The 21,968-nt window shown below is 73.7% G+C and carries 17 protein-coding genes; 8 read left to right on the top strand and 9 right to left on the bottom strand.

The window, feature by feature from the left end; genetic code table 11:
• Positions 1-44: 44 nt before the first annotated feature.
• Both ACFYXU_RS15900 and ACFYXU_RS15905 read right to left on the bottom strand, forming a co-directional pair.
• On the bottom strand, positions 45-1,523 hold the full coding sequence (locus tag ACFYXU_RS15900; RefSeq protein ID WP_361398683.1) for a sugar transferase: 1,479 nt from the start codon (positions 1,521-1,523) through the stop codon (positions 45-47).
• A 633-nt stretch (positions 1,524-2,156) separates the two neighbouring features.
• The gene (locus ACFYXU_RS15905) at positions 2,157-2,714 is read right to left on the bottom strand and encodes a DinB family protein (RefSeq protein WP_389457984.1); all 558 of its coding nucleotides are present in this window, start codon (positions 2,712-2,714) and stop codon (positions 2,157-2,159) included.
• Positions 2,715-2,965: 251 nt separating this feature from the next.
• On the opposite strand from ACFYXU_RS15905, the gene ACFYXU_RS15910 reads away from it, so the two are divergent.
• Both ACFYXU_RS15910 and ACFYXU_RS15915 read left to right on the top strand, forming a co-directional pair.
• Positions 2,966-3,517, top strand: a complete 552-nt coding sequence (locus tag ACFYXU_RS15910) for a hypothetical protein (protein WP_389457986.1) — start codon at positions 2,966-2,968, stop codon at positions 3,515-3,517.
• A 150-nt stretch (positions 3,518-3,667) separates the two neighbouring features.
• The gene (locus ACFYXU_RS15915) at positions 3,668-4,588 is read left to right on the top strand and encodes a GNAT family N-acetyltransferase (protein ID WP_376509316.1); all 921 of its coding nucleotides are present in this window, start codon (positions 3,668-3,670) and stop codon (positions 4,586-4,588) included.
• On the opposite strand, the gene thpR is transcribed toward ACFYXU_RS15915, so the two are convergent.
• From thpR to ACFYXU_RS15940, 5 genes are all read right to left on the bottom strand, one after another.
• The gene (gene thpR / locus ACFYXU_RS15920; RefSeq protein WP_389457989.1) at positions 4,549-5,166 is read right to left on the bottom strand and encodes an RNA 2',3'-cyclic phosphodiesterase; all 618 of its coding nucleotides are present in this window, start codon (positions 5,164-5,166) and stop codon (positions 4,549-4,551) included. The two genes, ACFYXU_RS15915 and thpR, sit on opposite strands and share 40 nt — an antisense overlap.
• A gap of 75 nt (positions 5,167-5,241) precedes the next feature.
• Complete coding sequence (locus ACFYXU_RS15925) at positions 5,242-5,889, bottom strand: response regulator (protein ID WP_389406704.1); 648 nt, start codon at positions 5,887-5,889, stop codon at positions 5,242-5,244.
• A 1-nt stretch (position 5,890) separates the two neighbouring features.
• Positions 5,891-7,255, bottom strand: a complete 1,365-nt coding sequence (locus ACFYXU_RS15930) for a sensor histidine kinase (RefSeq protein ID WP_389457991.1) — start codon at positions 7,253-7,255, stop codon at positions 5,891-5,893.
• A 4-nt stretch (positions 7,256-7,259) separates the two neighbouring features.
• Entirely contained in the window at positions 7,260-9,458 is a 2,199-nt protein-coding gene (locus tag ACFYXU_RS15935; protein ID WP_389457993.1) for an MMPL family transporter, read from the bottom strand.
• Between the two features lie 173 nt (positions 9,459-9,631).
• Positions 9,632-10,312, bottom strand: coding sequence for a TetR/AcrR family transcriptional regulator (locus ACFYXU_RS15940; protein WP_376509309.1), 681 nt, complete (start codon positions 10,310-10,312; stop codon positions 9,632-9,634).
• Positions 10,313-10,475: 163 nt separating this feature from the next.
• Here ACFYXU_RS15940 and ACFYXU_RS15945 point away from each other — a divergent pair, with 163 nt between their 5' ends.
• From ACFYXU_RS15945 to ACFYXU_RS15955, 3 genes are all read left to right on the top strand, one after another.
• Positions 10,476-11,987, top strand: coding sequence for a flavin-containing monooxygenase (locus ACFYXU_RS15945; protein WP_389457997.1), 1,512 nt, complete (start codon positions 10,476-10,478; stop codon positions 11,985-11,987).
• A 64-nt stretch (positions 11,988-12,051) separates the two neighbouring features.
• Positions 12,052-13,002, top strand: a complete 951-nt coding sequence (locus ACFYXU_RS15950; protein ID WP_376509305.1) for a diiron oxygenase — start codon at positions 12,052-12,054, stop codon at positions 13,000-13,002.
• Positions 13,003-13,196: 194 nt separating this feature from the next.
• Positions 13,197-14,867: an FAD-dependent oxidoreductase gene (locus tag ACFYXU_RS15955; RefSeq protein ID WP_389457999.1), complete on the top strand. Its 1,671-nt coding sequence runs from the start codon at positions 13,197-13,199 to the stop codon at positions 14,865-14,867.
• On the opposite strand, the gene ACFYXU_RS15960 is transcribed toward ACFYXU_RS15955, so the two are convergent.
• A complete protein-coding gene (locus tag ACFYXU_RS15960; protein ID WP_389458001.1) occupies positions 14,824-15,837 on the bottom strand; it encodes a LacI family DNA-binding transcriptional regulator in 1,014 nt (337 codons plus the stop codon). The two genes, ACFYXU_RS15955 and ACFYXU_RS15960, sit on opposite strands and share 44 nt — an antisense overlap.
• Positions 15,838-15,966: 129 nt before the next feature.
• Here ACFYXU_RS15960 and ACFYXU_RS15965 point away from each other — a divergent pair, with 129 nt between their 5' ends.
• The gene (locus ACFYXU_RS15965; RefSeq protein ID WP_389458003.1) at positions 15,967-17,028 is read left to right on the top strand and encodes a C45 family autoproteolytic acyltransferase/hydolase; all 1,062 of its coding nucleotides are present in this window, start codon (positions 15,967-15,969) and stop codon (positions 17,026-17,028) included.
• 46 nt (positions 17,029-17,074) lie between these two features.
• The gene (locus ACFYXU_RS15970; protein ID WP_389458005.1) at positions 17,075-18,403 is read left to right on the top strand and encodes an MFS transporter; all 1,329 of its coding nucleotides are present in this window, start codon (positions 17,075-17,077) and stop codon (positions 18,401-18,403) included.
• Between the two features lie 78 nt (positions 18,404-18,481).
• Here ACFYXU_RS15970 and ACFYXU_RS15975 read toward each other — a convergent pair whose 3' ends face one another.
• Entirely contained in the window at positions 18,482-19,183 is a 702-nt protein-coding gene (locus ACFYXU_RS15975; RefSeq protein WP_389458007.1) for an esterase/lipase family protein, read from the bottom strand.
• Between the two features lie 350 nt (positions 19,184-19,533).
• Here ACFYXU_RS15975 and ACFYXU_RS15980 point away from each other — a divergent pair, with 350 nt between their 5' ends.
• Positions 19,534-21,891, top strand: a complete 2,358-nt coding sequence (locus ACFYXU_RS15980) for a collagenase (RefSeq protein ID WP_389458009.1) — start codon at positions 19,534-19,536, stop codon at positions 21,889-21,891.
• The last annotated feature ends 77 nt before the right edge of the window (positions 21,892-21,968 follow it).

Here is a 21,968-nt window from a genome sequence, read left to right on the forward strand (position 1 = left end):
CCGGCCGGCGCTCCCCGCGCCGCCCGGACGATGAACTCCCTGCATCAGTAGGCCCCCTGCCCGTACAGCACGGCACGCAGCGTCTTCCACAGGATCACGGTGTCCAGGGCGAGGGACCAGTCCTCGACGTACCGCAGGTCGAGACGGACCGCCTCCTCCCAGGACAGGTCGCTGCGTCCGCTGATCTGCCACAGACCGGTGAGTCCCGGCTTGACCAGCAGCCGGCGCCGGACGTCGGTGTCGTACGCGGCGGACTCCTCCGGCAGCGGGGGCCGCGGGCCCACGAGCGACATCGAGCCGGTGAGGACGTTGAACAGCTGCGGCAGCTCGTCGAGCGAGTACCGGCGCAGCACCGCCCCCACCCGGGTCACCCGGGGATCCCGGCGGACCTTGAAGAGCAGCCCCGCGCCCTCGTCGCGGTCGGCCAGCTCGGCCCGCGCGCCGTGCGCCCCGGTGACCATCGTGCGGAACTTGAGGATGGTGAACTCGCGTCCGTCCTTGCCGACCCTGCGCTGGCTGTACAGCGCGCCGCCCCGGCTGTCCACGAGGACGAGCAGCCCGACGACCACCATCAGCGGCGCGAACAGCAGCAGCAGTAACGCGGCGCCCACCCGGTCGACGACTCCCTTGACCGCGCGGCGGCCGCCGGTGAACGTCGGCATGCTGACCCGGAGCAGCGGGATCCCGAGCACCGCGTCGACGTGCAGCCTGGGTCCGGCCACCTCCATCAGCACGGGAGCCACGACCATCTCGGCGTCGCTGCCCTCCAGGTTCCACGCCAGGCGTTGCAGCCGGGCCGGCGACCAGTGCGGGTCCGGGGTGACGGCGACGACGCGGTATCCGTCACGGCGGACGTGGGTGGCGACGTCGGCCAGCGGGCCGACGACCGGCACGCCGTCCAGCTCGCCCGATTCGGGCCCGTGGCCCTCCGTCAGGCACACCGCGTCCACCCGCCAGCCGAGGTGCGGGAACTTGCGGGTCCGGGTGATGAAGTCGCGCACGGTGGCCGGGCTTCCGGCGGCGAGGACGGGACGCAGGCAGCGCCCTTCCTTCCGCTGCTTGTGCAGCCACAGGCGCAGGAGGTAGCGGGCGGGGATCGTGACGAGCGCGATCGTGGGGACCGCGACGAAGATCCACAGCTTGATGTTGTTCGAGGTGAGGGCGATCCCGCCGAGCGCGAGGACGACGGTCGCCGCGAAGAGCGCGCGTCCCAGCCGGCGGAACTCCTCGGCGCCCTGGCCGAGCACGGCCGGGGCCCAGGCGCGGCCCACCGCGAGCGCCCCGAGCACCAGGAGCTCGGTGCCGAACGCCAGAATGCCCCACTTCTCGTGCCAGTTGGCCGCGTCCCGTGCTCCGAAGAAGCCACCGATCGCCATCACGACGAGGGCGGTGGCCACGGTGTCACTGGTGATGACGGCGGCGCGGTACCGCTGCTCCCAGTCGCTCGCGGGCCGGGGTATGGGCCCGTTCTCCAGCTGGTCGCGCACCGATGCGAACGGGCTGACCAGTTCACCCTGCTGCACGGACCCCCCCAGGGTGCCAGTGGGCTCGACACGTTGGCTCCACACGGTTCCTCTCCCCCCGGGAGGCCCCCGCCTCCCGCGCTGTTCCTCCCCTCGGGAGGCCCCCGCCCCCCGCGCCGCGCCGTTCCTCTCACCGGGGGGCACCGCCCGCCCGGCGACACCCATCGCCGCTGCGCTGCCGAACATCCCATGCAGGCGTTTGATCACGCTTTGTCGCCTGGTGTCCGGGCTTGTGAAGCAAGGTCAATCTAGAGCATCCGGGACCCTCCGGAAGAGGGATGTGCGCAACTTGTGCTGAAGATTGGGAGGTTGATCACCATTGGTTGAACCACTTGGCGGCCCGTCGACGGGGGTGATGTGCCGTGTGACCTGTGGTGACGGGTGTTCACCGCGCTGTAGGCAACCGTGCTCCGGGAGGGTCGCGGCGCAAACCGCCCATCACAGCTTGGCTTGTTTTTTAACCTGGTCGGAGGTGGTCGGAGGGACAAGTCGGGCTCTGGACATGGGGGTTACACTCCCGCGCCTCGTCCCGCTCACCTGTCGGAGACGTCCGACGCCCCGCCCGCGATCGGCGGGCGGGGCGTCCGTGGTGCGTGGGCGGGGACCCCGGTGCGGGCCCCTACCGGGGCACGGTCACTGGCCGATCCTCCCGTCGACGCACTCGCGCAGCAGGTCGGCGTGGCCGCAGTGGCGGGCGTACTCCTCGATCCGGTGCACCATCAGCTCCCGTACCGCGATCCCGTCCTTCGGGAGCCGCTCGCCCAGGTCGGTGCGGACGGCGAGGGCGGCGTCGGCCGCGGCCTGTTCGCGCTCCAGATCGGCGTACGCGGCGCGGACCGCGGCCGGGTCGGCGACGGCCTCGTCGAAGTCGGCGTCGCGCCTCCCGTACACCTTCGGCAGCGGCTCACCCGTGATCCAGGTGATCCAGTCCCGCTCCACCTCGGCGAGGTGCCGCAGCAGGCCCAGCAGCGACATCGTCGACGGCGGGACCGAGCGGCGGGCCAGCTGCTCCGGGGTGAGGCCCTCGCACTTCATCCGCAGGGTCAGCCGGTAGCCGGTGAGGAACTCCTCCAGGGTCGCGCGTTCGCCCTCCGGCGCTCCGCCGCCCGTGTCGCGGGGGTCGTCGGCGGTGTCCGCCCACATGTCGGGGAAGACGGTGGCACTGCTCCAGCGTGCGGGTCGCTCGTCCATGCGCACATCCTCGGACGCGCGCTCCCGGTCCCGCCACGCAATTGTGCGGCGGCGCCGTGCTGTTGGCGTGCCTCGGCCGGTGGAGCGGAACCTGGTGGCCGGTCAGGGTGGACCGGGGTCGCGCTGTCGTGCTGCCCCGGTCGGCGGGGCGGATTCTGGTGGCCGGTCAGGGGGGACCGGGGTCGCGGCGTCGTCCTGCCCCGGTCGGCGGGGCGGCTCCGTCCACGCGCGGCCCCGGTTCACTCGTCACGGTGGACCCGGGCCGAGCCGCCGCCCGCGCCCGCGCGACCTCGGGCACCGTGGCACCCATGCACGCCCGCCGCACGACGTTCCTGCTGCTCGTCACGCTCCTCACCTCAGCCTGCGTGGCCGTCCCCCACGATCGCGCCCCTGCCCCGCCGGCCCGCCCCGGTGGTCTCGCCCCGGCGGCGGACCGGGCCCCGGCCCCGCTGCCCGCCTGGTCCGCGCCCGCGGAGCCCGCACCGCGTGAGGCCCTCACCACCACCGAACCCCGGCCGGAGCCCCGGTCGCCCCGGACGACCCCCGACCGGCGGAAGCCCCGCGCGGCCGCCGAGGCACCCGCTCCCTCGGCCCACCGCCCGCACATCGCTCCGGCCAAGCCGGGAAGGCAGCCCGGCAAGCGGCCGGCGACGCCGCGGACCGTGCCCCGCCCGACCCAGAAGACCCGGACGCACCGGCCGCCGGCCGTCCCCGGGCCCGAGATGCGTCGGCTCTGCCGCCAGGCGGAGTCCCTCCGGGCGCCGATGGGAGCGGCCGACCTCTGCCGAGGGCTGTACGGCTGACCTCACCCGGAGCCCGTCCGGAGCCCGCACGGAGCATGCCCGGAGTCCATCGGGAGAGCACCGGGAAAGCACCAGCCCCGGGCCCCGCCCCGTACCGACCGGCGGGAAACTCGCTTGAACCGCCCCGAACGGCCTGGATATAAGACGATCATGTTCACTCCCCGCTCGTTCGTGCCCTCCGACATGCCCCTCCTCCAGACCACCGTCGCGGAGTGGATCGCCACCGCGGGCCGCGACGCCTACGACCACGTGGGAGAGCTGCCGCACCGCGTCTACGACAACCTCCGGGGCGGCCCGCCCGTCGGAGACCTGGTGCACGTCTGGGAGGACGGGGACGGCCGGATCGGCGGCATCACGATCTGCCTGCGGTTCGGCGCCGCGTTCGACGCGTTCTGCGCGCCGGAACTGCGGGGCACCGACTCCGAGCGCGCGATGCTCACGTTCGCCGCCGACACCACCGCACGGCACATGGCGGCGGACGAGGCCCACGTCCTCACCGACCTCTTCGCCACCGACACCACCCGGGCGCGCCTCCTGCGCGAACTGGGCTTCGTGCACTTCCGGGACTGGGACGACGTGAACACCCGGGACCTGGCCGACCTCCCTCCCGTCGTGGTGCCCGCCGGGTTCACCGTCCGCGCGGCCACCCCCGAGGACGCCGACGCCCTCGCCGAGGCGCGCAACGCCTCCTTCGGCTCCGACTGGACGGGCGCGTCCTACCGGGAGGGCATGATGAACCGGCCCGGGTACGACCCGGCCCGCGAGATCGTGGCCGAGGCACCGGACGGGCGGATCGGCGCGTACACCGTCCACTGGACCGACGAGCGCAACGGCATCGGACACTTCGAGCCCGTGGGCACGCACGAGGCCTTCCGCCGTCTGGGCCTGGCCCGCGCGGTCATGGCCGAGTCCATGCGCCGGATGGCCGGGCTCGGCCTCCGCCGGGTCACGGTCAACCACGACGCCGAGAACCTCCCGGCCGCGAGGCTGTACGCCTCGCTCGGCTTCACCGTCGAATGCCGCACCCACGGCTACCGCCGGGCGAAGGACCAGGCCTCGATGTCGCGGTAGCGGATCGGGCCCGGACCCCGGCCGTAGTCGCTGGCGACGAGATGGAGCCGCGCGGCGGGCCACCGGCGACCGGTGAACCCGGCGAGCCCGTCGGCCGCCGCGGGCACCGAGGCCGGGTCGTCGCGGCGGGCCCGGGCGAGCGTGAGATGGGGGCGCAGCGGCCGGTCCTCGAAGGGGATCCCGCACTCCTTGACGACCGTCCGCACCTCGCCCGCGAGCGCGTGCAGCCCGTCGAGGTCGCCGTCGATGCCGCTCCACAGCACCCGGTCGTCGAAGTGCCCGCCCCCGCGCAGCGCCAGCTCCAGGGCCCGCCGCCCCGCGGCGACGTCCGCCAGCGGGGGACGCAGCAGGGGAACGGTCGCCACCGGGAGCTCCCCGAGGAACGCCAGCGTGATGTGCCAGTCCTCGATGCGGTTCCACCGCATGCGCGGGTACGCCGCGTAGGCGGGCGCGAGCGCGCGGGCCAGCTCGTCCTTCGCCTCGTCGGGCGGGGCGAGCGCGACGAACACGCGCACGGTCGCGGCGCGCGCCCGCTCGCCGTCACCGGACTCCGTACCCTGCCCGGGCGCCTCAGCCATCTTCCGTTCCCTGCCCACCGTCGACCCGCCACCTTCGCAGACGAGGGTACGGGCAGCCCCCGACGGGCGCCGCCGTCACCCCCGGCGGGTCAGCAGGCCCCGCTCCAGGGCCACGACCACGGCGTGGGTGCGGTCGCTGACGTCCAGCTTCGCGAAGACGCGCAGGAGGTGGGTCTTGACCGTGGCCTCCGCGATGACGAGGCGCCGCCCGATCTCGGCGTTGGAGAGGCCGTCGGCCACCGCGCCGAGCACGTCCCGCTCGCGCGCGGTCAGGACCACCGGGGCGGGCCGGCGCATCAGGGCCACCAGACGTTCCGCGACGCGGGGCGCGAGGACGGTCTGGCCCCGGGCGGCGGACCGGACGGCCTCGGCGAGCTGGTCGGCGGTGGTGTCCTTCAGGAGGTAGCCGACCGCTCCGGCCTCCACCGCCCGCTCGATCTCCACGTCGGTGTCGTAGGTGGTGAGGATGAGCACCCGCGTCGGGGCCGGGCCCGCGGTGATCGCGGCGGTGGCCTCGACCCCGTCCATGACCGGCATCCGCAGGTCGACGAGGGCGACGTCGGGCGCGAGCCGCTCGACGAGACCGACGGCCTCGCGGCCGTCCCCCGCCTCGCCGACGACGGTGACGTCCGGGACCGGCGCCAGGAGGGAGACCACCCCGGCGCGCATCACGGCGTGGTCGTCGACGACGACCACGCGGAGGGGCTCGTGGGCTTCGGACATGTCAGGGCCGTCCGTTCGTGTGGAAGGTCGCGAGGACGCGGGTGCCGTCCCCGATCGAGCTGGTGACCGTCAGTTCTCCGTCGAGCTCGCCGAGCCGGGCGCGCATGCCGTCGAGCCCGAAGCCGCGCGCCTCCTCGACCACGAAGCCACGCCCGTCGTCGGTGATCTCCAGCTCGATGGCGTACGGACCCTGGGTGAGGACCACGCCGACGGTGCTCGCGTCGGCGTGCTTGCGGACGTTGGCCAGCGACTCCTGGGTGCACCGCAGCAGCGCGATGCGGGTCTGCTGGTCGCAGTGGATGTCCTCGGCGAGCTCCGCCTCGACCGTGGTGCCCGTGTCCTGGGCGAAGCGTTCGAGGGTGCGGCGCAGGGTCGGCACCACCGAGCCGGGCCGGAGTCCGCCCTGCGGGGCGGCACCCACCAGGACCCGGGCCTCGGCGAAGTTCTCGCGGGCCGTCCGCTCGATGGAGGCGAGCTGCCGGGCCGTGTGCTCCGGGTCCCCGTCGAGACCGGCGCGGGCCGCCTCGGCGAGGACGATGATCGAGGCGAACCCCTGGGCGAGGGTGTCGTGGATCTCGCGGGCCATCCGCTCCCGTTCGTCGGCCGCGCCCCGGGCGTGATGGGCGGCCGCCAGCCGCTCCCGCGCCAGGGAGAGTTCGGCGGCGAGCGCGGTGGCGCGGGCCTCGCCGTCCGCGACGAGCCGGTGGAGCGGGAGTCCGGCCAGGACGGAGACGGCGTATCCGGCCAGGGCGGCGGCCGCGTTCCCCGGTGCGCCGTGCCCGAGGCTTCCCGCCGCGGTCGCGACCGCGGCGCAGCCGCTGAGCAGGACGGCCGTCCGGGGGCCGCGGGTCTGGAACCAGAACTGGGGGAGCGCGGCGACGAGCAGGGCCGCCCCGCCGCCGGGCAGCAGCGCCATCACGCCGAGCCCGGCGGCCAGGACCGAGAGGTAGGCCGGTGTGTGATGCGCGGCGCGGTGGACGGCGGCGTACGCGAGGGCCGCCCCCACCAGGGTCAGGGAGGCCCACTTCGCGGGTCCCGAGTCGTCGGCTGCGCCGATGACGGAGGGGGCCAGGCCGAGGATCAGCCAGGCGGCCGTGTACCAGCGCCGGAGCGCGATGAGCGCGGGCCGCTCCGCACCGGAGCCTGCGGTCTGCTCAGTCCCTGTACGTACGGGCTGGTCCGCCCCCGCCCCCGTGCCCGCGGTCTGCTCAGCCCCTGTACGTACGGGCTGCTCCGCCCCCGTGCGTATGGGCTGCTCCGTCCCCGCCCCCGTGCCCGAGGTCTGCTGCGCCCCCGTGCGTACGGGCTGTTCCGACCGGGCGGGCGCCGGACGCTCCGTGGGCGTGTGCGCCGTCCCGTCGATCATGACGTCAGCCTACGGACACCGGCGAGGACTTCGGCCGGGCGGGCTCCCCGGAAGGGACGGCTCCGCGTGCGGGCCACCAGTTCGCCTCGCCGAGCAGCAGCATCAGGGAGGGCAGCACGAGGACCCGGATCACGAACGCGTCGAGGAGGACCGCGGCCGCCAGGCTGAAGCCGATCTGCTTCATCTCGATGAGGTGCAGCGCGGCGAAGCTCGCGAACACCGTCACCATCACCACGGCCGCGCTGGTGACGACCCCGGCGGACGAGGAGAGGCCCTGGAGGACCGCCTGCCGGGTCGGGACACCGGAGAGGCGGGCCTCGCGGATCCGGCTGATCACGAACACCTGGTAGTCCATGGAGAGTCCGAAGAGGATCACGAAGAGGAACAGCGGCACACGGGACCCGATCGAGCCCGTGGACGTGAAGTCGAGGATCCCCTCCGCCCATTCGTGCTGGAAGACCAGGACGAGGAGCCCGAGCGAGGCGAACGCGGAGAGCAGGTTGAGGACGACGCCGACGAGTCCCAGCACCACGGACCGGAACGCCCACACCGTCATGCCGAAGGTGACGAGGAGCAGGGCCCCGATGATGATCGGCAGCTTCCGCTTCTGGTGGGCGGGATAGTCGGCGTAGCGGGCGACCTCGCCGGTGACGGCGACCTCGGCACCGGTGAGCGCGCCGACGGTCCCGGGCACCAGGCGGTCGCGGAGCAGGTCCAGCGAGGCGCGGGCCTCGGGGCTGTTCACGGAGCGGGGGACGGTCAGCTCCAGGAGCGTCGTCCGGTGGTCCGCGGAAGTCCGCAGGACGGGGGCGCCGCCGATCGCGGGGTCCTCGGCGCGCGCCCGGTCCGCGAGCGCGCGCAGGGCGCCGGCCACCTCGTCGGACCGCTCCGCGTCCGCTCGTACGACCACCTGGTGCATGGCCTTCAGTTCGGGATAGGCGGCCATCAGCCGGTCGTACGTCCGCATGGCGGGGATGGCGCGGGAGTGCGTCTCGCGGCTCATCTCCGTGATGTTGATGTTCAGGACGGGCAGGGCGAGGGCGAGGAGCGCGAGGGTGGACACGGCGAGCGTGACGGCGGGGTGCGCGGCGACGGGCCGGAGGACGGCGGCGGTGATCCGGCCGCCGGTACGGCGCGTCCGCGCGGCGCGGTCCCGTGCGGGCTTCCCGCGGGCCCTGCGGCGTTCGGCGCGGGCGCCCAGGAGGGCGAGCACCGCCGGCAGCACGGTCAGCGAGCTGAGGACGGCGACCAGGGTGACGAGGACCGCGCCGGTGGCGACGGAGGAGAAGATGACGTCGTCCGCGAGGTACAGCGTGGCGCTGGAGACGGCCACGGCGAGCCCGGAGACGACCACTGCCCGGCCCGAGGTGGCGGCGGCGAGCTCCACGACGGCCTGGGTGCCGAGGCGGCCCCCGGCGACCCGTGCCCGTTCCTCGCGCTCCCGCTTCAGATAGAAGAGGGTGTAGTCGACGCCGACGGCGAGTCCGATGAGCAGGATGACGTTGGTGCCGACGCCCGCGTCGGGGAAGACGTGCGAGGCGACCATCGAGAGGCCCACCGCGGCCACGATCGAGGAGATCGCGAGCAGCAGCGGCACCACGGCCATCACCACGGAGCCGAAGACGATCAGCAGGGTGATCAGGGTGACGGGCAGGGCGATGATCTCGGTACGGGAGAGGTCGTCGCCGCGGAGCTTGTCGACGCCCTTGCCGATGGAGGGGCTGCCGACCTCCTCGACGCGCAGCCGGGGGTGCGCGGCCCCGACCTCGGCGGTCTGCGCGAGCAGGGCGTCGACGTGCTTCTTCCCGTCGAACTCGGCGCCCTTCATGGTGACGTCGACGCGCAGGGCGGTGCGGCCCGCGTCGGCGACGGGGGCGGCGACGGAGAGCACCTCGGGCAACTGCCGCATCCGGACGCCGATCTCGCGTGCGGCGGCCTCCGCCTCGGCCCGGTCCAGGGGCCCGGTGCCGGGCGCGGCGGTGATGAGGACGCGTTCGAGGGGCTTCTGCTGGAGTCCGCCCTCGGCGGCGAGTGCCTCGGCGCGGCCGGCCTCGCCGATGCGGAAGTCCTCCGTGGTGGCGGGACGGGCCCCGAGGGCGAGGCCGGCGCCCAGGCAGAGGGCCACGAAGAGGAGCCAGGCGATCAGTGCCTGCCAGGGGTGGCGGGCGCTGTGCCGGGCCATGCGTACGGTGGGGTTCGTCATGCGTCCAGCCTCGTCGGCGGAGGCGTCCCGCCGACAGGATCGGCCGGTGGAACCCGGTGTCCACCGGTCGGTGGACACCGGGCCGTGGACGTCGGCCGGACGGGTCCTTTTCCCAGTAGGTTTCAGGCCGGTGACGGCATGTCAGAGTCCCGGATCAGGCTGCTCGCGTCATGTCACGTCAGGTCGACCGGCTGGTCGGGGTCGAGCTTGAGGCCCAGGCGCGCGGTCGTGGTCGAGAGCACGCCCCAGACCGCGTCGCTCAGGAACTCGGTCAGGTCGTCGAGGGAGCTCCGCGGCTCCGGCTGCCCCGCCCACTGGTTCACCACGGTGTCCACCAGGCCCACCATGGCGAACGCCAGGTGGAGATGGAGACCGTTGGGTGCCGGCCCGTCGTCGAGGAAGCGCTCGGCGTACGTGTCGAGGAGGAGGGCCAGGCGGAGCGCGATGGCGGTACGGGCGCCGGTGGCGGCGGGGGAGCCGGTGCCGACGAAGCGGTGGAGGTGGGGGTGGAGCGCCACCCAGCCCACGTAGGTGGCGGTGGCGCGCTCGATCGACTCCCGGATCGTGCCCCGCGGGTCGAGGGCCGGGGAGAGCGCGGCCATCAGGTCGTCGGTGATGCGCGCGCGGATCTGTTCGTCGAGGTCCTCACGGCTGCGGAAGATCCGGTAGACGACCGACCGGGGCATCCCGGCCTCGGCACCGATCGCGGCCACGCTGACCGCGGTTCCCTCGCGGCCGATGACGGCGAGCGCCGCGGTGAGCACCTGGTCCCGGCGCTCGGCGCGGTGGCCGGTCCAGCGGGTGTCGCGGCCGTCGGGGCGCCCGTCGTCGTGTGTGTCTCTGTCCTCGGCCACGGCGTGGATCGTACCCGGAGGCCGGCGAGGAGCTGCGGACAAGGGGTGGCGCACGTCACGTTACCGCCAGTACCCTGGACGCGGTGACACAGGTAAATTCCGGACCGGGGGTGAACTCCGGGGGAGAATGCACCGCCCACCACCGGCCGCGGAGGAGACGGACATGGAGAACCAGCACGTCGACGTGCTGATCATCGGCGCGGGGCTGTCCGGAATCAGTGCCGCCTGCCACCTGATCACCGGCAACCCTGGGGTCACGTACACCATCGTCGAGCGGCGCTCCGGCGTCGGCGGCACCTGGGACCTGTTCCGCTACCCGGGCATCCGCTCGGACTCGGACATGTACACCTTCGGGTACGGCTTCCGCGCCTGGCACGGCACCAAGGTCCTCGCCGACGGATCGGACATCCGGCACTACATCCGGGCCACCGCCGAGGAGCACGGCGTCACCGACCACATCCGCTTCGGCCGCCGGGCCGTGCGGGCGGACTGGTCGAGCGACGAGGGCCGCTGGACCGTCGAGACCCTCGACGAGGCCACCGGGGAGACCCGGCTCCTCACCGCACGCTTCCTCGTGGGCGCCACCGGCTACTACGACTACGACGCGGGCCACCGGCCGGAGTTCCCCGGCGAGGAGCGCTTCCGGGGCACGCTGGTCCACCCGCAGCACTGGCCCGCGGACCTCGACCACACGGGCAAGCGCGTGGTCGTCATCGGCAGCGGCGCCACCGCCGTCACCCTCGTCCCCGCGATGGCCCCCGACGCCGCGCACGTCACCATGGTCCAGCGCTCACCCACGTACGTCCTCGCCCTCCCCGCCGACGACCCGCTCTCGGTGCTCCTGCGCCGGCTGCGCGTCCCGGCCCGCCTCGTCCACAAGGTGGGCCGCACCCGCAACATCGCGATGCAGCGCGCGCTCTACGCCCTGTGCCGGAAGGCACCCCGCCTCATGCGGAGGGTGCTTCTCGGCGCGGTGCGGGCCCGGCTCGGCACGAGCGTCGACATGCGCCACTTCACCCCGTCCTACAGGCCCTGGGACCAGCGGCTGTGCGTCGTGCCCGGCGGCGACCTGTTCACGACGCTCAGGAGCGGCCGGGCGTCCGTGGTCACCGACCACATCGAGACCTTCACCGAGACCGGCGTCCGGGTCAGGTCCGGCGAGGAGATCCCCGCCGACATCGTGGTCACGGCCACCGGTCTGCGCATGCAGCTCGCCGGCGGCATGGAGATCGCGGTCGACGGCAAGCCCCTCGTCACCCGCGACCACCTGCTCTACAAGGGCGTCATGCTCGACGGCGTCCCCAACCTGGCGATGATCATCGGCTACACGAACGCCTCCTGGACGCTCAAGGCCGACCTCGCCGCCGCCTACGTCAGCCGGCTCCTCGCCCACATGGACCGGCACGGCCTCACCGCCGTCACCCCGGTCGCGGCCGAGGCCGACCGGTCCACCGTGTCCGTCATGGGCGAGTCGCTGACCTCCGGCTACATCGCGCGGGGCGACGCGATCATGCCCCGCCAGGGCACCCGCGACCCGTGGCGCATCTGGAACAACTACTACCGCGACCGCCGCGCGCTGCGACGGTCCCCGATCGAGGACCCCGCGCTCCGCTTCGACCGCGCGGTCCCACGGGAGCGGACCTCCGGCCTGCCGGACAGAACCCCGACGGCCTGAACCCGCCCCCCGCCCGCACCTCCGGACAGTCGACCGCGAGAGACCGAGGACGATGATGACCAGCGTGCAGAGCTATCACGAGAGGCTCAGGACCCTGTCCGAGGCCTCGGTGCACATCCACTTCGACGCGTTCACCGACATCGACTGGGACCACCCCGACTTCGCCATCGACCCGGCGGACCCCCGCTGGGTGCTCCCCGCGGCCGACCCCCTGGGCGGCCACCCCTGGTACCGGGAGCAGCCCCTGGAGGTGCGGACCCGGATCGGACTGTGGCGGTACGCCAACATCGTCAAGGTGGGCATGCAGTTCGAGAACGTCCTCATCCGAGGGGTGATGGACTACCTCTTCTCCCTGCGCAACCAGGACCCGGAGTTCCGCTACCTCACCCACGAGGTCACGGAGGAGTGCCACCACACCCAGATGTTCCAGGAGTTCGTGAACCGCGCGGGCGCCGACGTCCCCGGCGGGCGGCGCTCCTTCCGCGTCCTCAGCCGCTTCCTGCCGCTCGCCGGCTCCCTCGTCCCCGAGTCGTTCTTCACCGGGGTCCTCGCCGGGGAGGAGCCGATCGACCACCTCCAGAAGGCGATCCTGCGCGGCGGCGAGGACATGCACCCGCTGATGCGCCGCCTCATGCAGATCCACGTCGCCGAGGAGGCCCGGCACATCTCCTTCGCCCACGAGTTCCTGCGCGTCAAGGTCCCCGGCTTCGGCCGGGCGCGCCGGGGCGCCCTGTCGGTGGCCTTCCCGGTGATCATGCGCGTCCTCGGGGACGTCATCATGGTCCCCGACCGGAAGACCGCCGAGACGATCGGCGTGCCCCACTGGGTCGTCAAGGAGATCTTCTGGAAGTCGCCCGACGGCCGGAAGATGCTCCGCGACCTGTACTCCGACGTGCGGATGCTCGCCGAGGACATCGGCCTGATGAACAGGGCCTCGCGGCACGTCTGGAAGGCGCTGCGCATCGACGGCCGCCCGTCCCGCCACCGCGGCGAGCCCGCCCCGTACGCCGCCTGACGCCGCGTCCCGGGGGCCTGCCGGCCGGGCCGCCCGGCCCGACCGGCACGTCCCGGTCCGGCCCGGCCGACCCGCGTCAGGCCCGCCCGGACCGACACCTCCCGGTCCGGCCCCACGGCCCCCGGCCCCCGGGCGCCGCGACGGCGCATCCGTCCACGGGTGCGCCGCGACGGCTCATCCGTGAACGGAGAACCATGCCCTACGTCGTCACCCGGTCGTGCTGCGCCGACGCCTCCTGCGTGCTGGCCTGCCCGGTCAACTGCATCCACCCCGCTCCCGGCGAACCCGGCTTCGGGCAGACCGAGATGCTGTACGTGGATCCCCGCACCTGCGTGGACTGCGGCGCCTGCACCTCGGCCTGCCCGGTGGACGCGCTCAAGCCGCACACCGCGCTCACCGAGGCGGAGCTGCCGTTCCTCGCGCTCAACCGCGCCTACTACGAGGCCCATCCGCACGAGGACCGGACGCCGATGGCCGTCGTCCCCCCGCAACGCCGCGTCCCCGCGGGCGAGATGCGGGTCGCCGTCGTCGGGGCCGGACCGGCCGGGCTGTTCGCCGCCGACGAGCTGCTCCGGCACCCCGGCGTGACCGTCACCGTCCACGACCGGCTCCCCACCCCGTACGGGCTGGCCCGTGCCGGAGTGGCCCCCGACCACCAGGACACCAAGCGGGTCGCCCGGCTCTTCCGGGACATCGAGAGCCAGCCCGGCTTCTCGTACCGGCTCCACACGGAGATCGGCCGCGACCTGAGCCACGAGGACCTGGTCCGCGACTTCCACGCGGTGGTCTACGCCGTGGGCGCGGCCACCGACCGGCGCCTCGGCATCGACGGGGAGGACCTGCCCGGCAGCGCCTCCGCCACCGACTTCGTGGCCTGGTACAACGGCCACCCCGACCACGGCGCCGACCGGTACGCCCTGGACGGGGAGAGGGTCGTCGTCATCGGCAACGGCAACGTGGCCCTGGACGTCGCCCGCATCCTCACCGCCGACCCCGACGCCCTGGCCCGCACCGACATCTCCGACCGTGCCCTCGCCGCGTTGCGCGCCGGACGGGTCCGCGAGGTCGTCGTCCTCGGGCGCCGGGGGCCCGCCGAGGCCGCCTTCACCCTGCCGGAACTGCTCGCCCTGGCCGCTCTCGACGACGTCGACGTCCTCGTCGAGGGCCGGCCGGAGGACCTGGGCCTGCCGGAGGACCTGCCCGAGGACACCGGTGCCAAGGCCGCGGTCCTCGCCGGACTCGCCGCAAGGACCCCCGTGCCGGGACGGCGCCGCATCGTCCTGCGCTTCCACACCCGCCCGACGCGGATCCTCGGCGACGACCGGGTGACCGGACTGGCCGTGGAGGGGACGGGACCCCACGCCGCCGAGGGCGCCGACACGATCGGGGCGTCCCTCGTCCTGCGCGCGATCGGCTACCGGGCCCGTCCCGTCCCGGGCCTCCCGTGGGACGCCGGGACCGGCACGGTCCCCCACGAGCGGGGCCGCGTCGCGCCGGGCGTGTACGTCACCGGCTGGATCAAGCGCGGCCCCAGCGGCTTCATCGGCACCAACAGGTCCTGTGCCCGGGAGACCGTCTCCACGCTCCTCGACGACCTCGACGCGGGACTGCTGACCGCCCCCGCCGGCGACGCACCCGTGGGCGGCGGACACCCGGACGCCGTCGGTCTCGACGGCTGGCGGGCGATCGACGAGCGGGAGCGCGCCGAGGGCCGGCGCCAGGGGCGGCCGCGCGTCAAGCTCGTCGACGGGGACGAGCTGATCGCCGCGGCCCGCACCGGCGGCCGGTCCCGCCGTGCCGCCCGGCTGCTCCCCGGCCGGTCTAGCGCCGGGTCGACGCCCGGGGACGGAACCGGGCCCGCGTGAGGCGGGGCGCCTCGGCGGGGCGGCCCGCGATCAGCGACTGGAGGATGTCGAGAAGGGCCGCCGAACTGTCCACCGGGTTCAACTCCAGTGCGGAGATGGCCGGTCGGCTGTTGCGGGCGTGCTCGGAGTCGGACCCCGCGACGACCATGGTCTGCGCCGGGACCCGCACGCCCCGCGCCTTCAGGCCGTGCTGCACACCGGCCGCGTGCCGTCCGGTGAGGCAGAAGACCGCGTCCGGGAGCCCGTCGTCGAGGAGCCGGCCGGCCAGGTCCGCACCGCCCTCGACGCCCGCGCGCTCGGGCAGCTCGTACAGCCGGGGCGGGCTGCCGCGCTCCGCGCACCAGCCGAGGTAGATCTCCTGGTGTTCGAGGTTCCAGGCGTTCGGGTCGGTGCCCCGCACGAGCGCGACGGACCGCGCGCCACCGGCCGCCAGGTGGTCCAGGACCAGCCGGGCGGAGACCGCGTCGTCCTCGGAGGCCCAGTGCGTGAAGTCCGGCCGCCCGGGGGGCCGCCCGTAGGTCACGTACGGGATGCCGCGCTCCTCAAGACGGGCGATCACCGGGTCGTCCACGTGCGGGTTCGTGACGATGTAGCCGTCCAGGGAGAAGGCGAGCGGCGGGACGGGCGCCCGCGTCAGGTCCGGCACCAGCATCAGGCTGAGGCCGCGCGCCAGGGCCTGTGAGGCGGCCGCGCCCACGAACCGCTCGAACACGTCCACGCCCGCCGGCGCGTAGTCGCCGAGGGCGTCCAGGGAGCGCAGCACGAGGCCCACGGCGCCCATCGTGGAGCGGCGCAGGCCGCGCGCCAGGGCGTCCGCCTCGTACCCCATCTCGTCGGCGACGGCGCGGATGTGCGCGCGCGTGGCCGCGCTGAGGGTCCCCTTGTCGTTCAGGGCGTGCGAGACGGCGGTGATGGAGACCCCCGCCCTGCGTGCCACGTCCTTGATCGTGATGCCCCGCGTCCGTGCCACCGTGCCGCCTTTCCGGGAGCGCCTGCTCCGAATCCTTCGCCGAAGCATTGCATAAAACGTTTTACGTTCCTAGCTTGATGGCCGCCGCCCCCTCAGGGCACACGGCCTCACCCGCTGCGAAGGAACCCCGTGGAACTGCACACCCTCACGACCGAGACCACCGACCCCCGCGAGCGCGGGACGCTGATCGGCACTCGGTTCGCCCCGCAGGTGCGGCGCGTCGCCGCCCTCTACCGACAGCACTTCGCCGTCCTCGGCCTGCCCGAGGAGCGGGTCCGGGACATCGCCGGCCGCAGCCACGCCGCGCTCCGGGACTGGGCGCCCGCCCTGGCCGAGGAGTCGGACGCCTGCGCCGACGCGGCCGGCGTCGAGCGCTGGGCGGTGGCCGCCGTCGGCGCCCGCACCGAGATCCTCGCCGCCTGCCCCCAGCCCGGGAGGGGCGAGTGCTCCACCGCCGTCTTCGCCCCCGCGGGCGCCGCGCCGCAGACCCTCCAGACCTGGGACTGGCACGACCTGCTCGTCCCGGACGCGCTGCTGCACGCGCTGACGCCGGCCGAGGGCCGCACGGTGAAGCTCTTCACCGAGTTCGGCGCCCCCGGCAAGATCGGTGTGAACAGCGCCGGGCTCGGCGTGCACTTCAACATCCTCTTCCACGCCTCCGACTCCGCGGACGGGGGCGTGCCCGTGCACGCCGTCGCCCGCCGTCTCCTCGACGAGGTCGACACCCTCGACGAGGCCGTCGCCCTCGCCTCGACGGCACGCGTCGGCGCCTCCACCGCGCTGACCGTCGTCACCGCCGACGGCTCCGCGAGCCTGGAGCTCTCCCCGGCCGGCCTCGCGGTGGTCCCGGCGGGGGAGGACGGCTGGCTGCTGCACACCAACCACTTCCTCGACGCCGGACTCGCGGCGGCGGACACCGGCCCGGCCGACTCGATGACCGCCGAGCGGCTCGCCCACCTGCGCGCGGTCCGCGCCGCCATGCCGGGACTCCCGCCCGCCGGGCGCGCGCGGGCGTTCTGCGGCGACGCCGGGGCCGACGCCGTCGTCTGCATGCGGCCGGACGCGCACAAGGCGCCGCACGAGCAGTGGGGGACCCTGCTCACCCTCGGTCTCGACGTGACCCGTTGCGCGATCGACCACCTGGCCGGCCCTCCGCACGAGGCCCCGGCGACCGGCCTCGCGCGCTTCTGACCCGCCCCCCGATTCCGCTCGCACCCGCCCCACCGAAGGGACACCCATGACGGAGACCGTCCGGCCCGGCCTCAAGGCCCGAGCGGCCGGAGGCACACGCACCTTCCTGATCTCCGGATTCGGAACGGCCCTCGAGTTCTACGACTTCATTATCTACGGCCTCGCCGCCGCCCTCGTCTTCCCGGCGGTCTTCTTCCCCGCCTTCGACCCCGCGGTCGGCACCCTGGTGGCCTTCGCCGCGTTCGGCAGCGGCTTCGTCGCCCGCCCCCTCGGCGGCATCGTCATCGGGCACTTCGGCGACCGCGTGGGCCGCAGGTCCATGCTGATTCTCACGCTGCTCGTCATGGGCGGCAGCACCTTCCTCATCGGCTGTCTGCCCGCGTACGGCACCCTCGGCATCGCCGCACCGGTCCTGCTCGTCGTCCTGCGCCTCGTCCAGGGCTTCGCGGCGGGCGGGGAGTGGGGCGGCGCCTCCCTCTTCGGCATCGAGAACGCCCCCGAGGGCCGGCGCGGTCTGTGGGGCAGCTTCACCAGCGCCGGCATCGGCATCGGAAGCCTCTTCGGCACGGGCGCCTTCACGCTCATCACCCTGCTGCCGGAGCACCAGCTCGAAGCCTGGGCGTGGCGCCTGCCGTTCTGGCTGGGCGGCCTCCTGGTCCTGGTCGGCGTCGTCGCCCGCAGCCGCATGCCCGAGGAGGAGCGCCGCACCGGGAGCGCGCCCCGGGTACCGATCCTGGACGCCGTCAGACGGCACCCGCGCCGGATGCTGCTCGCCATCGGCGTGGCCTTCGGCTACAACACCCTCGCCTACATCGGCACGATCTTCACGGTGACGTACGCCGAGGAGCGCGGCTACGGCTCCACCGAGTCGCTGCTCCTCCAGGTCGCCGGCTCCGTCGCGTTCACGCTCGCCGTTCCGGCGATGGCCGTGCTCTCCGACCGGAAGGGCCGCAAGCCGGTCGTCATCCTGGGCACCCTCGTCTACGCGGCCTTCTTCTTCCTGTACTTCCCGCTGGTGGACGGACACGTCCTCGCCCTGGGCACGCTCGCCACCGTCCTGCTGAACGTGCTCATGGCCGCCCCGCAGGGCTGCATCCCGGCCTTCCTCGGCGAGCAGTTCTCCGCGGCCACCCGCTACTCCTCCCTCTCCGCCACCTACCAGACCGGTGCCGCCCTCGGCGGCGGCACGGCGGCGAGCGCCGCGACCGCCCTGCTCATCGCCTTCGACGGCGACCCGATCGGCGTGGGTCTCTACTCCGGTGCGGCGGCGCTGGTCCTGGCGCTCTGCGCCTGGGGCCTGCGGGAGACCTTCCGGGTGCCGACGCCCCGGCTGGGCACGGACGCCGAGCGGCCCGCCGCCGGGCTGACGGTCTAGGGAGGGAGGGGGCGCGGCCCGCCGCCGGGTCGGCGGTCCGGCACCGGAGTCGGCGGGGCCCGCCGCCCGGGTGACGGTCTAGGACCGGAGGAACGCGCGGACTCCCGCCGAGACCGCGTCGTCGCCGAGGAGCGCGTTGTGGTCCAGGCAGCCGGCGCCGTTGTTGACGGCGCCGGCCAGCGGCACGCTGTCGTCCGGGTTGATGACCTCGTCGCAGTTCGACCACCAGGTCGCGTACCGCACGGCCCCGGGGGTCTCGTCGCCCTCCGCGAGCTTCCTCTGCACGTATGAGTTCGGGGTCATGTCGCGGCAGGCCTGGTCCCACATTGCGCACGCCCATGCGGTGGAGGTGCCGTGGTTGGGTCCGGCCAGGGAGACCCAGTGGGCGACGGACGTCTGACCGGCCGGGTCGAACCTCACGTACCAGCGGGTGACGAGGCTGCCGAAGGAGTGGGCCACCAGGTCGACCCGGCTCGCCCCGGTCTGCCGCTTGACGCCCTCCACGTACGCGGCGAGCTCGCCGGACAGGGACTCGTTGACGGACCGGTGGGTGTCGTATCCGAAGGAGAACAGCTCGGCGTCGGCGTACCCGTCGGCCCTGAGGTCCGCGCGCAGTCCGCCCCAGACGCCGGGGTCGGCGTTGTAGCCGTGCACGAAGACGACGGGGACGCGCGCTGAAGCGGCGCGTGGTGCCTCGGCCCGGACGGGGGCCGCCGACAGGAGCAAGGACGCGACGACGGCGAGCAGCGGAACGGCGGACCGGCCACGAAATCTCAACACGCTCACTCCTGGGCTGAGTTACGCACGAGTAGTCATGAGCATGGTGAGGGTCCGGAGAGTGGATGGCCAGCCCTTCGCACGGCTTCTCCGGCCCCCGGCTCGCTCCGCGGGCGGCGCGGGGTGGCATGAGACGTCGCCCAATTCCCGTTCCTCTGTGGCGGATTGGGGTGCTTCGGGGGAGGGGTGCGGGGGCCCTCGCGGAAGTGAGGGCGCCTCAGGGGTTGTCAGTGCAATTTCACATTACTATGTTACAGCGCACACGGTCTGATGAACGCCCGTCATACGCCGTGCGAACCCGGCCGGTTCACGAACCCATCCCCGTGCCACCCCCCTCATCAGCTGGAGTTCCGTTGTCCCTCCACCGACGTGTGCGCTCGTCCCTCCTCGCCTCCGCCATCGCAGTCACCGTCCTCGCCTCCGCGGGCCAGGCCGGCGCCTTCACGACCGCGACGGACGGCCGGAACGCCGCCCCCGCCGCCCTGCCCGGCGCACCGGCCCCGCAGGCGCGGCCGGGAGCCAACCCCTTCGACGAGGTCGAGCACCTCGCCGCCGCTCCCCGCACCGCCTTCGGACCGGCGCCCGCCCCCGGCGGTCTCGCCACGGGCCGCGTCCCCGGCCGGGCGCCCGCCGCCACCACCGCGCGGTCCCTCGCCGCGGCCGCCCCCGGCACCACCGCCGCCGGCGTCCCCTGCACGCTCGACGGCATCACCGGCCTCACCCCCGAGCGGCTCGCCGACTTCCTCGCCGACCCCGCGGTCACCGCCGACGGATGCCTGCGCACCCTCATCTGGACCTGGGACGCCCGGCTCGCGCCCGTGATGTCCGACGCCCACGTGCAGGCCGTCGCCCGCCGCATATCGAGCCTGTCCGCCGCCCACGACGGACGGAACTCCTCCCACCTGGAGGAGATGTTCACCTACCTGCACGCCGTCGCCTACCACGACTTCTCCCGCGACGAGATCGACACCACCGACGCACCCACCGTCGACGCCGTCCGCCGGGCCGTCGCCGACTTCGGCGCCGCCGCCCACACCTTCGACGTCACGGGCACCAACGCGAACACCCTCCGCGAGGCACTCAACGCGGCGAGCGCGCCCGGCCTGCGCCAGCACCAGCTCGGCCTCATCAAGCGGGTCCTCGCCACCCTGGACCCCTCGCACACCGCCACGAACCTCGACCCGGCCTGGGCCGGTGCCGCGCTCGCCGGCCTCTCCGTGAACTACCTCGGCGTCTACCCGGGCAACCAGGACAGCGCCTTCCACGCGGCCGTCGCCGCCGACCCCGCCTACCGCGCGGCCTTCAAGGCCTTCGCCGGCTACGGCCACCTCAAGGGCACCGTCAACGCCTGGGTCGTCCGCGACGCCCTCGGCGAGTACGGCCGCTTCGGCCAGATCGCCGCCCTCAAGAACGGCATCGTCGCCGACCTCGGCCCGCTGCTCACCCCCGTCGTCGACACCTTCGGCCGGGGCAGCCAGCCGTGGGCGAAGATCGTCTCGTGGCTCAACTTCTACGAGGCCTGCAAGCCCTACGGCGTGTGCAAGGAGGACATCGAGAAGCAGCTCTTCCCGTACACGTACACCTACGACAACGGGGGCATCAAGGTCCGCACCGCCCTCGACCGGGCCACCGTCGACCAGCTCTACTACGCGAGCAAGCAGGTCAAGTCCCAGTTCCACCGGGTCGTCGGCACCGAGCAGCCGCTCGCGGGCGACACCAACGCCACCCTGAACATCGTCCTGTACGCCTCGCGCGCGGACTACGAGAACTACCACCCGATCCTCACCGGGATGGACACCAACAACGGCGGCATCTACATCGAGCGCGGCGCCACCTTCTACACGTACCAGCGGCGCGTCCCGCAGGACTCCTCCCTCACCCTCGAAGAGCTGTTCCGCCACGAGTACACCCACTACCTGAACGGCCGCTGGGCCGTCCCCGGCTCCTTCGGCGAGGGCCCCTGGTACCAGGGCGACCGCACCACCGCCATGGACGAGGGCACCGCCGAGTTCTTCGACGGAGCCACCCGTGACAACGGCATCGCCGTCCGCAAGTCCCTCGTCCGGGGCGTCATCGCCGACACCGCCGGCGGCGGCCCCCGGATGAACGTCCGGCAGATCCTCAACGCCACCTACGACGGCGACGGCTTCCGCTTCTACAACTACGCCGGCACCTTCTTCGAGTACCTCTGGACCGAGCGCCCCTCGCTGCTCCGCGAGATGTACACGCACCTGCGGGCGAACGACGTGGCCGCGTACGACGCCTGGCGGAGCCGGCTGGGCTCCGACGCCGCCCTCCAGCGCGACTACGACCGCTTCCTCGACACGCAGATCGCCAAGGTCGACCAGCTCTACGTCCCGAACACCACGTTCACGCCCAACGACCGGCTGCGCGACTCGGCGCTCGCCTCCGTGAAGTCCGCCTTCGCCACCGCCACCTACAACACCCCCGACTGCGTGGAGAACGGCGACCCCGGCAAGCGCCGCTTCGTCTGCACCGGGCGGATCACCGCCAACCTGTCCGACGCCGCCAACCCCGACAAGAACTTCAAGGACATGTCCGAGACCGTCGACTACTTCCTCCTCGACCGGGCCGGCGCCGCGTCGAACAACCTGGCTGACATGAACTGCTCCTTCGGACCGGTCGACATCTGGTCCAACCGGGTCGCGGGCACGTCGAGCTACACCTGCGAGGGCCCCCTCCGCAGCTGACCCGCCCGCACCGTCCGGGCCGGTCCCTCCCTGTGGGGAGGGACCGGCCCGGCACCCTTCACCGGCCCGGCACACCA

Origin of the sequence: Streptomyces sp. NPDC002232, from assembly GCF_042890295.1 — a bacterium.
GTDB lineage: Bacteria > Actinomycetota > Actinomycetes > Streptomycetales > Streptomycetaceae > Streptomyces.

Excerpts from the sequence above, each read along its gene's own strand:
- ACFYXU_RS15905 (WP_389457984.1), bottom strand. The coding sequence starts at position 2,714 with ATGGACGAGCGACCCGCACGCTGGAGCAGTGCCACCGTCTTCCCCGAC.
- ACFYXU_RS15915 (WP_376509316.1), top strand. The coding sequence starts at position 3,668 with ATGTTCACTCCCCGCTCGTTCGTGCCCTCCGACATGCCCCTCCTCCAG.
- thpR (WP_389457989.1), bottom strand. The coding sequence starts at position 5,166 with ATGGCTGAGGCGCCCGGGCAGGGTACGGAGTCCGGTGACGGCGAGCGG.
- ACFYXU_RS15925 (WP_389406704.1), bottom strand. The coding sequence starts at position 5,889 with ATGTCCGAAGCCCACGAGCCCCTCCGCGTGGTCGTCGTCGACGACCAC.
- ACFYXU_RS15930 (WP_389457991.1), bottom strand. The coding sequence starts at position 7,255 with ATGATCGACGGGACGGCGCACACGCCCACGGAGCGTCCGGCGCCCGCC.
- ACFYXU_RS15935 (WP_389457993.1), bottom strand. The coding sequence starts at position 9,458 with ATGACGAACCCCACCGTACGCATGGCCCGGCACAGCGCCCGCCACCCC.
- ACFYXU_RS15945 (WP_389457997.1), top strand. The coding sequence starts at position 10,476 with ATGGAGAACCAGCACGTCGACGTGCTGATCATCGGCGCGGGGCTGTCC.
- ACFYXU_RS15955 (WP_389457999.1), top strand. The coding sequence starts at position 13,197 with ATGCCCTACGTCGTCACCCGGTCGTGCTGCGCCGACGCCTCCTGCGTG.
- ACFYXU_RS15970 (WP_389458005.1), top strand. The coding sequence starts at position 17,075 with ATGACGGAGACCGTCCGGCCCGGCCTCAAGGCCCGAGCGGCCGGAGGC.